Here is a 15,167-nt window from a genome sequence, read left to right as displayed (position 1 = left end):
CCACGAACATCTTCGAGAAGGCCGGATGCGCGTTGTCGGCCAACAAGAAGATATCGCTGACCTTCTGGACGGTTGTCGGCGCCGGCCGTGCCGAACTGGACGAAGCCATCGCCCGCCTCGACCATCCGGAGAGCTTTGCCCGCCAGGCCATGCTTGCCTGGACGCGCAGCCAGGTGCAGACCCGCCACATGGGCCTCAGCCTGACCGATGCCGCCAATGTGCAGAAGCTGGCGCGCTATCTGATCTATCCGGATCCGTTCCTGCGTCTTCCCGCCGAATCCATCGCCTCGGGGCTGGGCAAGCAGTCGAGCCTGTGGCCGACAAGCATTTCCGGCGATTTCCCGATCTTCCTGGTCAGGATCGGCGATGTCGCCGATCTCGAAATCGTCGCCCAGGCGCTGCGGTTCCAGGAATATATGCGCACCCGCGGCATGATGATCGACTTCGTCGTCGTCAACGAGCAGGCGTCCTCCTATGTCCAGGACCTGCAGCGGGCGGTCGAGACGCTGTGCGAAAACAGCCGTCTGCGCGGCAAGGAGCTCGGGCCGCGCCAGCACATCTTCGCGGTACGCCGCGACCTCATGGACGAGACCACCTACAAGACGCTGCTCGCCGTCGCCCGCGTCGTCCTGCACACGCGCAACGGCACCATCTTCGACCAGATCGAGCGCGCCGAGGCGGCGGCCCTGCAGGCGCGGGATGCTCTGGCAACGTTGCCGATTCCGCGTGAATTGCCGTCGCCGACACCCACGACGCATACTCCTGCCTCGCAGGCGGTGGCCAATGTCAGCGCCGATGGCAGCGGACTCAGCCAATGGAACGGCTTTGGCGGTTTCGACGGCGACGGACGGCACTATGTCGTGCGCCTGGCCGGGCGGCGCACGACGCCGCAGCCGTGGATCAACGTCGTCTCCAACGCCTCGTTCGGGTTCCACACCTCCGCCGAGGGCGCAGCCTTCACCTGGAGCCGAAACAGCCGCGACTACCAATTGACGCCGTGGTCGAATGATCCGGTCTCGAACCGCCCGGGCGAGGGCCTCTATATCTACGATCAGGCCAGCGGCAAGGCATTCTCGCCGCTCGCCGCCATGGTGCGCGATCCCTCGATGACCTACGAGGCCTGGCACGGCCAGGGTTTCTCGACCTTCCGCTCGAAGCGCGGACCGTTGTCGATGGACCTTACCCATGTCGTCGATCCGGTCGATTCCCTGAAGATCTCGCGGCTGCGCATCCAGAATTCCGGCTCGGTGCCGGCGCGGCTGCGTGTCTATGCTTATGCCGAATGGGTGCTCGGCGGGCATCGGTCGCGCACTGCGGCAACCATCGTCCCGTCGCGGGACGCGGCAACCGGTGCGCTGCTGGCACAAAACCCCTATGGGCTGGATTTCGGCGAGCGTGTGGCCTTCCTGGCGGCCGACGGCGGCGTCCATTCGGTGACCACAGACCGATCGGAGTTCCTGGGCCGGCATGGTTCCAGCGAGCTACCGCAGGCGGTGCTGAGTGGTGCGGCGCTGTCTGGCCGTGTCGAGGCCGGCGACGATCCGTGCGCGGCGATTGCCCGCGACGTCGAGATCCCGGCAGGCGGCGACGTGACGCTGCTCTGGCTGCTCGGCGACGCCGAGTCGGTCGAGGAGGCGAGCGCGCTGGTGCAGGAGCATCGGGCCAAGGACTTCGACCAGCGATTGGCCGACAATGAGCGCGAATGGCGCGGCTTCCTCGACACCATCCAGGTCGAGACGCCCGACAAGGCGCTCGACGCCATGGTCAACCACTGGCTTCCCTATCAAAGCCTGGCCTGCCGCATCCGCGCCCGCTCGGCCTTCTATCAGGCCAGCGGCGCCTTCGGCTTCCGCGACCAGTTGCAGGATACGCTGGCGCTGCTGGCGCATGACCCACAGTTGGCGCGCGACCAGATCCTCAACGCGGCGCGGCGGCAGTTCCCCGAAGGCGACGTGCAGCACTGGTGGCTGCCGCGCACGGGTGCTGGCGTACGCACGTTGATCTCCGACGACGTGGTCTGGCTTGCCCACGCTACGGCGCGCTATTTGCTGGTCACTGGCGATGCCTCCATCCTCAAGGAGCAATTGGCCTTCATCGATGGACAGCCGCTGGGCGAGGGCGAGCACGATGCCTTCTTCACCCCGGAAATCTCGAAGAAGACAGCGACGCTCTACGATCATTGCGCGCGTGCGCTCGATCTCGCCATCAAGCGCAGCAGCCCCGCGGGCCTGCCGCTGATCCTCGGCGGCGACTGGAACGACGGCATGAACCGCGTCGGCGAGCACGGCAAGGGCGAGAGCGTCTGGCTCGGCTGGTTCCTGCTGAAGACGCTGGGCGATTTCGCCCCCGTCGCCAAGACCGAGGGTGATGCCAAGCGAGCACAGGCCTGGGCAAAGCATGCCGATGTTCTGAAGCGGGCGCTTGAGAGCACCGCATGGGACGGCGAATGGTACCGGCGCGGCAGTTTCGACGACGGCACGCCTTTGGGGTCTCGCCACTCGCAGGAGTGCAAGATCGACTCGATCGCCCAGTCCTGGAGTGTGCTTTCGGGAGAGGGCGACCCGGCACGGTCGACCACCGCCATGGAGCAAGCAACGAAGCTGCTCGTCGACGACAAGCTGAAGATCGTCAAGCTGTTCACGCCGCCATTCTCGAAGACGGAAAAGGACCCCGGTTACATCAAGAGCTATCCGCCTGGCGTGCGCGAGAATGGCGGCCAGTACACCCACGCCGCCACATGGTTCGTCATCGCGCTTGCCGAGATGGGGCAGGTCGACGAGGCCTATCGTTGTTTCTCGATGCTGAATCCCGTCAACCACGCGACCGACGAGGCCACGGCCGAGCACTATCGAGTCGAGCCCTATATCGTGGCGGCCGACATCTATGCCGGGGACGACAATGCCGGCAACGGCAAGGGCGGCCGTGGCGGCTGGACCTGGTACACCGGCTCTGCCGGCTGGCTCTACAGGGCTGCGGTCGAAGGCATTCTGGGCATCGAACGGCGCGGCAAGCGTGTCCAGTTCAAGCCGAAGCTGCCAAGCCACTGGGATGGGTACTCGGCAAATCTCAAAATGCTGGGGGCGGAACTCAAGGTTCGTGTCATCCGCGACAATAAGGCCAAGGCCGTGTCGCTGGAGGTGAATGGGGCAAAGACCAAGGCTTCGGCAGTCGAGCTGAAGGACGGCGAAGTTGCCGAGGTTGTCGTCAGGATTCCGGCCTGAGGCCTGTTGCCCAAAAAGCATGCGCTCGGGGCTGAGGCCCCGACCGCGACTTTTGTCACGCCAGGCGGGATGAGAGGCCCCATCCCGCCTGGCGTTGCCGTCTGCCGTTGACGGGCATCCCGCCGAGAAGTCTATGAAATCAAAGGTTTGAGGCGCCCCATAGGAGTAGCCGCGAGCGGTGAGGCTTTGGCCACCCTTCGCCTGGAAGGGCATCCTGCAGCTTTGTTTTGCTTTATACTTCGCGAAAGGCGATTTCGGCCTCAGTCATCCGCCCGACATTGTTGCTGATTAAAATTATGGCAGCACGTGCCAACTGCCATGATTTCGCCGCATGCCTGACATTTTACCTGTCTTCTCAAACCGTTAGGTGATCACGGCAGATTTCGGAACGTCGCCATCTTTTGTTCGCTCTAAGGGAACTGAAGGGGTACACGGCCATTGTTTTGCGACGTATCAACCGGTACGAATAAAATGATGCAGTGCACAATAAACAGCGTGGCGGAGTAACTGGGGTGACCCTTCTGCAAATCTACTGGCGAGCTCTCGGTTATCTGGCCGCGGACAGGAAACGCGTTGCGTTGATCTGTTCGGCCAACGTGGCTCTCGCCATCGTAGCGCTTCTCGAGCCGATTATGTTCGGTCGCGTCATCGGCGCCATCTCCGAGCGTGGCTCTGTCTTCACCACGCTGGTCATGTGGGCCGGTCTCGGCGCCTTCAACATCGTTGCCTTCGTCATGGTGGCGCGCGGCGCTGACCGTTTCGCCCATGCTCGGCGCAGCGAAGTGCTTTGCGAGTCGTTCGAGCGCGTGATCACCATGCCGCTCGCCTGGCACCATCAGCACGGCACCTCCAATGCGCTGCACACGATGCTGCGCGCCGTCGAAACCCTGTTCAGCCTTTGGCTCGAATTCATGCGCCAGCATCTGTCCACGGCTGTCGCCCTCGTGCTGCTGGTCCCGACCGCGATCAGCATGGACCTGCGCATGTCGCTGGTGCTGCTTGGCCTCGGGCTGCTCTATGTCGGCATCGGCCGGATGGTCATGCGCCGCACCAAGGCGGGCCAGGCCGCGGTCGAGCGCCACTACCACAAGGTGTTCGCGCATGTGACCGACTCGGTCAGCAACGTTGCGGTGCTGCAGAGCTACAATCGCCTCGGCCACGAGGCCGATACGCTGCGCCGCTACGTCAAGAACCTGCTCGACGCGCAGAACCCTGTGCTCGACTGGTGGGCGCTGGCCAATGCCTTGCACCGTCTGTCATCGGCAATCTCGATGCTGATCGTGTTGTCGATCGGCTCCTATCTCGTGACTCATGGTCAGTTGGGTGTCGGCGACGTCATTGCCTTCACCGGTTTTGCCACGATGCTGATCGCTCGCCTCGACCAGATGTCGGCTTTCGCCAACCAGATTTCCGAGGCCCGTGCCAAGCTCGAGGATTTCTACCATCTCGAGGACTCCGCGGCTGATTCCGCCGAGCCGGACGGCTTGCGCGATCTTTCCAACGTCACCGGCCATGTGCGCTTCGAGAATGTCGGCTTTGAATTCGCCAATTCCGGCCAAGGCATCGACGACGTGTCCTTCGAGGTGCAGGCGGGCCAGACCGTCGCCATCGTGGGCCCGACGGGTGCCGGCAAGACCACGCTCATCAACCTGCTGCAGCGTGTCTTCTCGCCGTCCCATGGCCGTATACTGATCGACGGCATCGACACCCGCACCGTGACCCGCAAGTCGGTGCGCCATTCGATCGCCACGGTGTTCCAGGATGCCGGCCTGCTCAACCGCTCGATCGAGGACAACATCCGTGTCGGCCGCGCCGATGCAAGCAATGACGAGATCCATGCCGCCGCCAATGCGGCTGCCGCACAGGACTTTATCCTGTCCAAGAGCAATGGCTACGACACGGTGGTTGGCGAACGTGGCGGCCAGCTGTCGGGCGGCGAACGTCAGCGCATCGCCATTGCCCGTGCCGTGCTGAAGGACGCACCGATCCTGGTGCTCGACGAGGCGACCAGCGCGCTCGACGTCGAGACCGAGGACCGCGTCAAGGAAGCGATCGACGAACTGCGCCGCGACCGCACCACCTTCATCATCGCCCACCGCCTGACCACCGTTCGCGACGCCGATCTGGTCGTGTTCATGGACAAGGGCAGGGTGGTCGAGATGGGCGGCTTCACCGAGCTGTCGCTGCGCAATGGGCGCTTTGCCAGCCTGCTGCGCGCTGGCGGCCTGCTCAACGACGAGGAGGTCCGCCGCCTCAGCCGCACCGTGCTGCAACAGCAGGAAGCGGCCGCCTGATCAGGCACGTCTCTGCCTTCTCCCACAGGGGAGAAGGCAAAGCGCTGCAGCCCTGCGACACCACCGCTCGATTGCCCCGAACGCCGCGGCGGTTTATGTAGAACCGTATGAGCGACACGACTTCACGCCTGACGAGCTGGATGGATCTCGCCAACCCGACGCGCTTCGTCGGGTTGGCGGACAAGGTCGTGCCGTGGCTGGCCACGATCGCCGCACTGATCCTCGCCGTCGGGCTCTATATGAGCTTCGCCGCGCCTGAGGATTTCCAGCAAGGCATCACCGTCCGCATCATGTACATCCACGTGCCTTTCGCCTGGCTGGCCATGATGTGCTACACGCTGATGGCGGTCTCGGCGCTCGGCACGCTCGTCTGGCGGCATCCGCTGGCCGATGTCGCGCTGAAATCAGCCGCACCCATCGGTGCGGTCTTCACCGCGCTGGCGCTGATCACCGGTTCGATCTGGGGCAAGCCGATGTGGGGCACTTGGTGGGTCTGGGATGCGCGGCTGACTTCGGTCTTCGTGCTGTTCCTGATGTATCTCGGCATCATCGCGCTGACCCGTGCGCTCGACGATGCCAGCCGCGCCGCCTGGGCCGCCGCCATCATCACGCTGGTCGGCTTCATCAACATCCCGATCATCAAATTCTCGGTCGACTGGTGGAACACGCTGCATCAGCCGGCCTCGGTGTTCCGCATGGGCGGCTCCACCATCGACCCCAGCCTGCTGTGGCCGCTTCTGGTGATGGCGCTCGGCTTCACCGTGCTGTTCTTCGCGCTGCACCTGATGGCGATGCGCACCGAAATCCGCCGTCGCCGGGTGATTGCCATGCGCAGGGTCGCGGCACGGCAGGCGGAGCGCTCTCCCCCTTCTCCCCTTGTGTGAGAAGGCAAGACGCTTCTTAGTTCACCCCATCCTTCCGCGCGCCGCCACAGGCAGCGTTTCCAGCACTTTGTCGCCGTCGACCAGGTTGACCTCGTTGAACAAGTTTGTGACGACGCAGCAATGGTCGGGCACGACACGCACGCGCTCGCCGATGCGCAATTTGCCGTCACCCGAAAGCGTGACGGTGCCGTGCTCCTCGCTCAGGCCCGTCACCCGCGCTCCCGGCACGCCGGGCAACTCGCCGAAATCGGCGAGACCCAGCGTGTCGCTGGACAGCGCCTTGCTGCCGGCATCGAGTATAGCGCGCGTCGCGGTGGGATGGCTGACCACCGTCGACAGCACCGTCAGCGCGCAATCGTCGAGCGTGCCGACGCCTTTGGCGACCTGATAGCGGTCGAGATAGATGTAGGTGCCTGGACGATACTCCGTGACAACAGATGTATCGCTGGAGCGCCACATATCCGGCGTGCCGCCGCTGGAGATGCGTTCGCAGGCGAGGCCCGATGCGGCCAGCGCCTGCTTGGCGTCGGCGAGCCAGGCTTCGGCCTCCGCTGCCTTCCCGGCGGCCGGGTAGGTCATCAGTCCTCCGAAGGCGAGGCCACCGGCTCTGTCGATCTGTCTTGCCAGCGCAACCGCTTCATCGGCCGACTGCACGCCGCAGCGTCCCATGCCGGTGTCGCATTCGACCAGCACCGGTAGACGATGACCGGCATCGGTGAAGGTGGCTGCCAGCCCTTCGAGCGTCTCCATGCTGTCCGCTGTCACCGACAGGGTGACGCGCCCGTGCAGCGCCAGAAGCCGCTCCAGCTTGGCGCGCCCAAGGATGTTGTAGGGAAGAAAAATATCGGCCAGCCCGGCATCGGCCATCACCTCGGCCTCGCCGATCTTCTGGCAGGTGATGCCGACGGCGCCGGCCGCCACCTGCTTCTTCGCCCAATAGGGCAATTTGTGCGTCTTGATATGCGGCCTGAGCTTCAGCCCATTCCTGTCGGCATGCGCCTGGGCGCGGGCAATATTGGCTTCGGCGCGCGCGGCGTCGATGAGAATCGACGGCGTATCGAGGTCGTGGACGGTCGGCATCATCTTTCACCCCATGAGGAATCCGCGGGATTTATGGCCCTGAAAATCCGCGATGTCACGCGGCCAGCGAAGCGGATCTGTGGTCCATGCGCCTAAGCGCAAGGCCGGGCAGGCGGCGAGATGGATCGACACCGCATCGACGTTCGGCTATGCGATTTGCCAGACAAATCGATACGAAGGGATCATGATCATGAAGCGCTCCGCCATCAACGACATCATCCGCGAAGCCGACGCTTTCATCCGCTCGTTCGGCTACATCATGCCGCCCTTCGCCTATTGGTCGCCGCAGGAGGCGAAGGCGCGCCAGGCCGACTCCGCGGCCGTGTTTACCTCGCGGCTCGGCTGGGACATCACCGATTACGGTCAGGAGAAGTTCAAGGAGCTCGGCCTGTTCCTGTTCACCGTTCGCAACGGCCGCTACGAGGACATGAAGAAGGGCATGGGCATGCTCTATGCCGAGAAAATCATGATCTCGCGCAAGGACCAGCTGTCGCCGATGCATCGCCACAACATCAAGGCCGAGGACATCATCAACCGTGGCGGCGGCAAGCTGGTGCTGGAACTGTTCATGCATGACCGCGACGGCGGCATCGATCCCAAGGCCGAGGTTTCGGTGCCGGTCGACGGAACCATCCACAGGCTGCCTGCGGGCGGGCTCCTGAAGCTCGACCCGGGCCAAAGCGTCACGCTGCTGCCCGGCGTCTGGCATGCCTTTTGGGCCGAGGGCAAGGATGTGCTGATCGGCGAGGTCTCGACCGTCAACGACGATCTCACCGACAATGTGTTTCGCGAACCGATCGGCCGTTTTTCCAACATCGACGAAGACGTTGCCCCGATCCATCTGCTGGTGTCCGACTACGAGAAGTGGCTGGGGTAAGGGGCCGCTCCACGCCCTCGGCGACGCCAGTCACACGACCGTGTGACTAGTCACACGGTCGAAAATGGGTAGGCCGTAGCGCCTACCTACTGCGATCCTTGTTCGACCGATCCTGCCGCTTCGTCCTTGAAGACGACCTTTGTGCCTTTTTGCACTTCAGAGGCGAGGTCTTCGGCATCCCAGTTGGTCAGCCTGATGCAACCATGCGAGAAGGTCTTTCCGATCTTGCCTGGGTCCGGCGTTCCGTGAATGCCGTAGCTATCGATGGACAAGTCGATCCAGACCGATCCCACCGGATTGTTTGGCCCGGCAGCGATCGTGAAGGGGCGCTTGGTCTTCACCCCCTTGAAGGCAAACTCGGGATCGTAATGATAGGTTGGGTGGTGCACCACGCGTTTGACCTCCGCCTGGCCACTCGGCGCGGGCTTCTCCTGGCTTCCGATCGAGGCGGGGTACGTCGCAAGCACTTTGCCGGAAGGGTCAAGCACCCGAACCTGGCGAGCGCTCTTGTCGACCTCGACGCTCGCGATGTCTTGCGGCGGATCACCTCGGGTGACAGCTGGCACGAGCAGCTTTTGCCCCGCCCTCCTGAAGCCGATGCCGGGATTGAGCCGTTCAAGCAGTTGCTCGCTGATGTGGAAGCGCTCCGCCATCTTTTCCAAGGCATTGTGGTAAGCCAGCCTGGGCAGGCGGGCCATCCTCTCCATGCGTGCCGGAATTCGCCTGGTGAACGGCCCATGCACATCCTTGCGTGTCAAATCGTAGGTCTCAATCGCGGGGCGCGAGGAGGTCGCGACCAGCTTGTCCCATGTCTCGCGGGTGAGCTTGCCGTCGGCAGGCAATCCGTTGGCCGCTTGGAACGCACTGACTGCCCGGGTGAAGTTCTCTGCTTGGCGGCCATCGATCAGGCCTGGCGAGAAGCGTGCACGATCCAAGAGGATTTGCGCCTTCAGCACGGTCGCACTGACGCCTTTCGCTTCGCTGCCGTCAAATTGGGCGTTGTTGACGGCGGCCGCGTCCAGTTTTGCCGCCGCCGTTGCATCGCATGCCATGACGAGCATGGCGACCGCGACAAGAACGAGCCTGATCATGGAGGTCACACTCCCGTATGGGCACCTGCTTCTATGACGTCGCACGGCCGATCTGGTTCCATTTCCTGCAGTTGCGTCCGACTGCCGAGTGCCGTGCGCGCAGTGAACCCGGACCAGGAGCACCCGGCGGTGGCGCGGGTGCATTGTTGATAAGGGTCCGCCATCATCAAGATGAATGGCGACTCCCGTCAGCGCATGTGTTGGCTTCAGAACCGCAGAGACCGGAGCGACAACGGGCCAACGCCCGATTGAGTCCGTCTCCACAGGCTCGGTGACCGAGGAGAGCCAGGATGCAATTTCCTGCCCAGAAGAACAAAGGACCGGCTCAACCAGCCGAGGATGAGCGCCAGGCACGGCTTGAGAAAACAGCCAGGCTCAAGCAGCTTCGCTCCTATGCTTCCTGGCTTTCGTCTGACCCAAACGCCCAACTTCACGATGAGATAGACTGTTCCGTGCTGATCGAAGGCGTGGGGCGACGCAGCATGGAGCCTCGGCTGATCGGCAGGTGACATACCCGGGCGGCGAGGTTTCCACCGCCAACGACGATCTGGTCGACAATTTGTTTGGCTAAAGCAGTTCACCGTTTCACGGAAACGGCGACCCGCTCTAACTCCTTGTTTTGACGCAATTCCGGATGGAAAACCGTTTCACACTTTTCCTGGAATTGCTCTAGCCGATCGGCCGCAACAGTGGCGACAGGCAGACTTCGCGTCAGTGACAGCAGCCTTGCTGCGCGCTCGTCCTGCACAGGCAGGACGAGGTGATCGGTACGTCCGCCTTGGCCAGCGCCGCTGCAAGGCTTGTCTGCAATGTCGGCAATTCATCGGTCTCGCCGCGCCGTTTCAGGCATTCCACAAGCCCGTGCAATGCCCAGACATTGTTCGGATGCTGGGCACAGCGCTGCACCGTGCCGCTCAGGCCCAGATCGTCGCGATAGACCTGTTCTGCTTCCTGCGCGTGACCCTGGTCGAGAAGCAGCGCCGCCAGCGCATGGCGCGGCGGGTGCATCCAGGCCCACGGCTCGGTGTAGGACAGATTGTCGTCAAGCTCGACCGCCTGCCGCAAATGGCCATACGCCTCCTCATGCCGGCCCTGGTGGTACGCGAGCTCGCCGTCGAGCAGGGCGGCACCGACAGCCAGCGAAGCTTGCGCCGGGTTGCTGAGGAAGCGCCGCTCGGGCGCAATGCCTTTCAGATGCCGATGGAACTCTTCGCGCTCACGTTCAGCCTCAGCGAAATGCTTGAGCGTCGCATGCGCCACACCTTTGGCGTAGCGCTGCATGGCCGCCGTCAGCACATAGAGGCCAGGCTCCTCGGTGACCGGTTCGTCGATGATCTCCTGCCAGCGGCCGAAGCGCACCTGCACATGCGATTTCATCGCATGGTAGCCTTCCACCGTCTGCGTGAGCTTTGGCCGGCCCTGGATGGCGACCACGTCGCGCGCGACCAGGCTGCGCACTCTGTCGGCGGCCCACAGTGCAGGCTGGTGCTGGCCCGACAACATGCAGGTGAACATCATCAGATGCAGATCGTGGCAGCAGCCGAGCAAATAATAGGTCGGCTCGTCGGCATAGGCGAGATAGAGGTCGTTGGCACGCACCGCCTTTTCGCTGGCGCGTTTTGCTTTCTCATACTCGCCGCACAGCACATAGATATGCCCCGGCATGTGGTTCATGTGCCCGGCATCGGGGCACATCTCGCCGAGCAGATCCGCTGACCGCATGCCGCGCTCCGGCATGGTGGACATTTCCAGGAGATGGATGTGCAGGTGGACGATCGCCGGATGTTGTGCTGCGCCGGCCTCATCGGCAAGCCGGATCGACCGCTCGCAGACGTCGAGCGCCTCGACGGCATCGGAATTCGGCGCCGGCGCGCCGGTCTTGAGGTTCCACAGCCGCCGCACCGCTTTTTATCTCTTGAGAATCCTTCATGTATTTCTGGAACCGCGTCCATATAAGAAGTATTACAAGAAGGAATTTCCAATCAATCGCAACTGCAATTGATAAGTCGACGTTATCGACGCTGATAATCGTTGGCTTTTCTTCGTCGCTAAATTCAGCAGATACACGGTTAAATAATTTAAAGAACCAATCGATCTCTTCTGATAATTCGAAGGTTGTCGATTTCAATGACGCAATTGGAAAGGTTATTTCGACTGAATCCTGAGCGCCATGATTCTCTCCACCCTTAGCAAAGGGAGCGTTTGCTTGAACGTAGGCGTTAACTCTGCCAAGTGCTTCAGAAGCATTTTGGACAACAAATACGGACACCTGACCTTGATCTTCCTTGGCGATATCATAAACTTCAAGTAATTTTTGGTATTGTCCGATTTCGCGGAGTAATTTACGCTCCTCGAAATCAAGATCCTCAAACAGCCGTATGAATTCAGAATTCCACTGTTTAGGCGTGTTCCGCGATCCAGCTTGCAAACTAGCTTGAACTAATTTGTTTTTAACAATGTTCGCTTGCAAGCGAACAGCAGCGTTATAGGCGTCTTTTATATTCATGAACCTGCCCCAAGTAGATTGCCCATCGCAACCGACCATAGGCAGGGCCGGCCGTCAAGATTCGTTGGGAAGCCATTGAGGTTCGGAAGCTCACCTATGAGGAGTTCGAAAAGAACAAGCGCCATGCCTTCCAACTGAATGCCAACTACGGGGGGTGGCTGATAGCATCGCTCTTGCTCGCGCATGGCGCTGCCGTCGCGTTCCTCGCACAGAACGACCGGCTATCGAAGGCGGTGCTGCCTTCGGTCTTTTGGTGGCATGTGCCCGGCCTGCTTCTGGCCTTCCTGTGCGGCTTCCTTGTTTGGGCGAACTGGAGCTTTCACGCCCGCATCTATGAGGCCGTGAGCCCCGGCATGATCTCTACGACGATGAGCACTGGCCAAAGTTCGATGACGGCACAAATCGTTGGATTAGTTGGACCCATTGGACTGGAATCGCCGCCGGCATCCTGTCGGCCCTTTGCATCTTGGCGTCGGCGCTCGCCGCCTATCGTTTGATGCCGCCTTGACGACCTTTAGGAATAATCCCTTGGCACATATTGCGCCGCAAACTCTGTTTCCAGCCGCTTGTGGTCGTCCCATGACGTCGGGGAGGGGTTTGCCTTGTCCCATGCCCGCAAGCGAGCAGACGCGGCTTTCATGGCCTTGAAAAGATCACGGTTCGAAAAGTCATCGGCCCCAGTTTCTTTTCTGAATGATCTGGCAGCTTCCGACCGTCGCTTTGACCACTCCGCGTATGACGGATTATTTGCGAGCCGATACTCCTCTAGCGCCTGATCGCGGTGTTCGGCGGCCCGCTTTTGCCATGGAGCGGGCTTTCCCTTCTTGCCGGGATTGTTGCTCATTGCCGCTCATCCAAGTGATCTTCGTCCATTAAGCCAGAGATTGGCATGCCTACTAACCCTTCGTCTTTGCCTAGCACTTAAAATATGTGTCCTTCCAGCTATCGGCCTTCGGCAGACTGCCGTTCTCTGGAGGCAGATGTGCCCTAGCTGCTGGACGCATGATCACCCAAACGACAAAGCCACTTACAAGCATTCCTATAACAAATTCCATGTCGCCCTCCCGCGCCTGAGTTCTGCACGCTCATTCGTCCGGCTCACGATCGGGCTTGTCGAAAGCGTTCAAGCTAACCTCTCTTGTGAGACTGCCGGAATCTACACCTAGAGAAACCAAAAGGTCTGGATCGGTATCCCTATCAAAGCGAACGAGAAAGCCGTAGGTCTCGCCGTCATTGCCATCTATCGTTTCCAGTTCCCAAGACGCATCGTTGAGTAGGTCCAGATCGACGCCCCATTCAGCAGCGATTTCTGCCGCGCCGTTATCGTCATCAAGCATAGCTTCGCCGCCCATGTCGTTCTCCCTTCGCGTTAAGGGAGCCGACTATAGGCCGGAATCACCGTCGAGAGTCGGGCGGAAGGGCAATTTCCACAGGCCCGCGAGCTAACAAAAGGTGCTAACGCACCTTGCTAATGAAAAAAGTTAAGTACCTGATTTCACCGTAAAAAATGGACTGGCTGGGGAACCTGGATTCGAACCAGGACTAACGGAGTCAGAGTCCGTGGGTCTACCGTTAACCTATTCCCCAGCAGGCGCGGTCATGAACCGTGCGGGCCGAGCGGGCAAGCCGCTGTGAGCGCTGCCTTGTAGCCGCCAGCGGAAAATAGTCAAGCCTGCTCTGTGGTTCAATGGCACGTTTCGTCAGGTGATTTCAGACGCCGCACTTCAGATGCCGGCGCGCGGCTCCCAGTCCAATCCCGCGTCTCAACCCTCCGTCCGGCTGAATTGCGAGCGTTCGAAGAACAGCACCACGCCCAGGCCCAGAATCAGCGGGATGATCAGGTAGAACAGTCGGAACACCAGCAGCGCCGCCAGCACGCCGACCGGATCCATGTCCGACAGGCCGGCGAGAAACACCACCTCGAACACGCCGAGCCCGCCCGGCGCGTGCGAGATCTGCGCGATCGAGAAGGAGACGAGGAAGACGCCCAGTATGACGAAGTAGCCGGGATTGTGGGCTGCGGGCAGGGCAAAGAAGATGATCGCGGCGGCGGCCAGCAGTTCGATCGGGCCGATCAGCAGTTGCCGCGCGACGATCGGCAGCGCCGGGTAGTGGAGCTGAAAACTGGCGATCTTCAGCGGGCGCAGATGCAGCCAGCTGCCGAAGACATAGGCGGCGACGAGCAGCAGCATCGCGATGCCGGCCGCTTCCGACAGGCCATGATGGGCGATGCCGGAAAACCGGTCGAGTATCTCAGGCTCGAACACCAGAACGAGGCCCGAGGCCAAAATCGTCGACAGCACGAAGGTGATCCAGCAGACCGCCACCAGCACGCCGACATCCTGTCCGGTCAGGCCCCTGGTACCATAGGCGCGGTAGCGGATGACGGCGCCGGAAAACACCGAACCGCCAATGTTGTGCGACAGCGCATAGGTGGTGAAGGAGCACAGCGTGACGAACAGCCACGACACGCGCTTGCCGATATGCAGGAGCGCGATGTGGTCGTAGCCGGCAAGCGAGGCATAGGCGATGATCGAACTCAGCGCGGCAAGAACCCAACCCCGGGTCGGAATGGCCGTGATACCGTCCCAGACGTCGTCGAGCGAAACGCCGCGCAATTCGTGCCAGAGCAGCAGCAGCGAGAAGATCACGGCGGCGATGCCGACGACCGGCCAGAAATAGCGTCTCCAGTTCATTGCCTGACTGCCATGCGTTGCGGGTCCGCTTCCTTTTCGTGGCTGGTGGGAGGCCGGCTTTGCCGGATTCTTCCGCTCATTTCAGAAATGCCTCATCGAAGCCGGCTATTCAACCGCGAACCCTTGTCGCAGCGCCGGCCGGCAAGATTTGCCGCAGTGAGCGGCCGCGCCGGAACGGCGGTCAGCGGCCTGCCGGCAAAATTCGGCATGCGGCTCTTGGTGATCGGGCGCGGCGCTGTTAGTCTGGCGGCAACTTAAAACACTGAAGCGCCTGCTGCGTCCATCATAGGTTCGCGCGGCGCCGGAAGGAACGACAGTGGAAGACCACGACACCGGCGCCGGCGCGCCGGAGGTGGGCGTGTCCAGCGCTTCCCAGGGGTCGGCTGGCCCGGGGAACGCAAGCTGGCAGCAACGCCGCCCGACGGAGCTCCGCTCCGCGGACGGGCAGGCGGGCGACGCACCCCACAAAGGCAAGCCCAAGAAGCGGCGCAAGCGAAGGCGCGGGCGCAAGGTTTTTG

At 61.9% G+C, this 15,167-nt stretch carries 10 protein-coding genes, 1 tRNA gene and 2 pseudogenes; 5 read left to right on the top strand and 8 right to left on the bottom strand.

Annotation, left to right across the window (positions count from 1 at the left end; all coding sequences use genetic code 11):
• The 3 genes from EN991_RS05305 to EN991_RS05295 form a co-directional block, all read left to right on the top strand.
• Positions 1-3,221, top strand: a 3,221-nt coding sequence (locus EN991_RS05305; protein WP_348630493.1) for a glycosyl hydrolase family 65 protein, incomplete at its 5' end; no start/stop codon positions are given.
• 512 nt (positions 3,222-3,733) lie between these two features.
• Positions 3,734-5,515: a glucan ABC transporter ATP-binding protein/ permease gene (locus EN991_RS05300; RefSeq protein WP_013532297.1), complete on the top strand. Its 1,782-nt coding sequence runs from the start codon at positions 3,734-3,736 to the stop codon at positions 5,513-5,515.
• Positions 5,516-5,622: 107 nt separating this feature from the next.
• Positions 5,623-6,399, top strand: a complete 777-nt coding sequence (locus EN991_RS05295; protein WP_027162453.1) for a heme ABC transporter permease — start codon at positions 5,623-5,625, stop codon at positions 6,397-6,399.
• A 21-nt stretch (positions 6,400-6,420) separates the two neighbouring features.
• Here the strand turns inward: EN991_RS05295 and EN991_RS05290 are convergent, their stop codons facing one another.
• A complete protein-coding gene (locus tag EN991_RS05290) occupies positions 6,421-7,479 on the bottom strand; it encodes a D-TA family PLP-dependent enzyme (RefSeq protein ID WP_164753446.1) in 1,059 nt (352 codons plus the stop codon).
• A 190-nt stretch (positions 7,480-7,669) separates the two neighbouring features.
• On the opposite strand from EN991_RS05290, the gene EN991_RS05285 reads away from it, so the two are divergent.
• Positions 7,670-8,356, top strand: coding sequence for a D-lyxose/D-mannose family sugar isomerase (locus tag EN991_RS05285; protein WP_064995499.1), 687 nt, complete (start codon positions 7,670-7,672; stop codon positions 8,354-8,356).
• An 86-nt stretch (positions 8,357-8,442) separates the two neighbouring features.
• Here EN991_RS05285 and EN991_RS05280 read toward each other — a convergent pair whose 3' ends face one another.
• The 7 genes and pseudogenes from EN991_RS05280 to EN991_RS05245 form a co-directional block, all read right to left on the bottom strand.
• Complete coding sequence (locus tag EN991_RS05280) at positions 8,443-9,711, bottom strand: L,D-transpeptidase (RefSeq protein WP_245460902.1); 1,269 nt, start codon at positions 9,709-9,711, stop codon at positions 8,443-8,445.
• 447 nt (positions 9,712-10,158) lie between these two features.
• Positions 10,159-11,349 (bottom strand): annotated as a pseudogene (locus EN991_RS05270) (hypothetical protein); the annotation flags it as partial.
• A complete protein-coding gene (locus tag EN991_RS05265) occupies positions 11,249-11,953 on the bottom strand; it encodes a hypothetical protein (RefSeq protein WP_127368313.1) in 705 nt (234 codons plus the stop codon). The pseudogene EN991_RS05270 and the gene EN991_RS05265, both read right to left, overlap by 101 nt.
• 514 nt (positions 11,954-12,467) lie before the next feature.
• On the bottom strand, positions 12,468-12,797 hold the full coding sequence (locus EN991_RS05260) for a hypothetical protein (RefSeq protein ID WP_127368312.1): 330 nt from the start codon (positions 12,795-12,797) through the stop codon (positions 12,468-12,470).
• 241 nt (positions 12,798-13,038) lie between these two features.
• Positions 13,039-13,305 carry a hypothetical protein gene (locus EN991_RS05255; RefSeq protein WP_127368311.1) on the bottom strand — a complete coding sequence of 89 codons (267 nt, stop codon included), beginning with the start codon at positions 13,303-13,305 and terminating at the stop codon, positions 13,039-13,041.
• A 161-nt stretch (positions 13,306-13,466) separates the two neighbouring features.
• Positions 13,467-13,540 (bottom strand) — tRNA-Gln (locus tag EN991_RS05250).
• A 176-nt stretch (positions 13,541-13,716) separates the two neighbouring features.
• Positions 13,717-14,649, bottom strand: coding sequence for a lysylphosphatidylglycerol synthase domain-containing protein (locus EN991_RS05245; RefSeq protein WP_127368310.1), 933 nt, complete (start codon positions 14,647-14,649; stop codon positions 13,717-13,719).
• A gap of 316 nt (positions 14,650-14,965) precedes the next feature.
• Here EN991_RS05245 and EN991_RS40285 point away from each other — a divergent pair.
• Positions 14,966-15,167 (top strand): annotated as a pseudogene (locus tag EN991_RS40285) (Ppx/GppA family phosphatase); the annotation flags it as partial.

The organism is Mesorhizobium sp. M7A.F.Ca.US.005.03.2.1 (assembly GCF_003997795.1).
In the GTDB taxonomy this organism is placed as follows: Bacteria; Pseudomonadota; Alphaproteobacteria; order Rhizobiales; family Rhizobiaceae; genus Mesorhizobium; species Mesorhizobium ciceri.
Note: the sequence above shows the minus strand (reverse complement) of the source record. Positions and strands in the feature narration are given on the sequence as shown.

Bases quoted from the DNA above. Each gene is read 5' to 3' on its own strand.
- EN991_RS05295 (WP_027162453.1), top strand. From the start codon at position 5,623: ATGAGCGACACGACTTCACGCCTGACGAGCTGGATGGATCTCGCCAAC.
- EN991_RS05290 (WP_164753446.1), bottom strand. From the start codon at position 7,479: ATGCCGACCGTCCACGACCTCGATACGCCGTCGATTCTCATCGACGCC.
- EN991_RS05285 (WP_064995499.1), top strand. From the start codon at position 7,670: ATGAAGCGCTCCGCCATCAACGACATCATCCGCGAAGCCGACGCTTTC.
- EN991_RS05265 (WP_127368313.1), bottom strand. From the start codon at position 11,953: ATGAATATAAAAGACGCCTATAACGCTGCTGTTCGCTTGCAAGCGAAC.
- EN991_RS05260 (WP_127368312.1), bottom strand. From the start codon at position 12,797: ATGAGCAACAATCCCGGCAAGAAGGGAAAGCCCGCTCCATGGCAAAAG.
- EN991_RS05255 (WP_127368311.1), bottom strand. From the start codon at position 13,305: ATGGGCGGCGAAGCTATGCTTGATGACGATAACGGCGCGGCAGAAATC.
- EN991_RS05245 (WP_127368310.1), bottom strand. From the start codon at position 14,649: ATGAACTGGAGACGCTATTTCTGGCCGGTCGTCGGCATCGCCGCCGTG.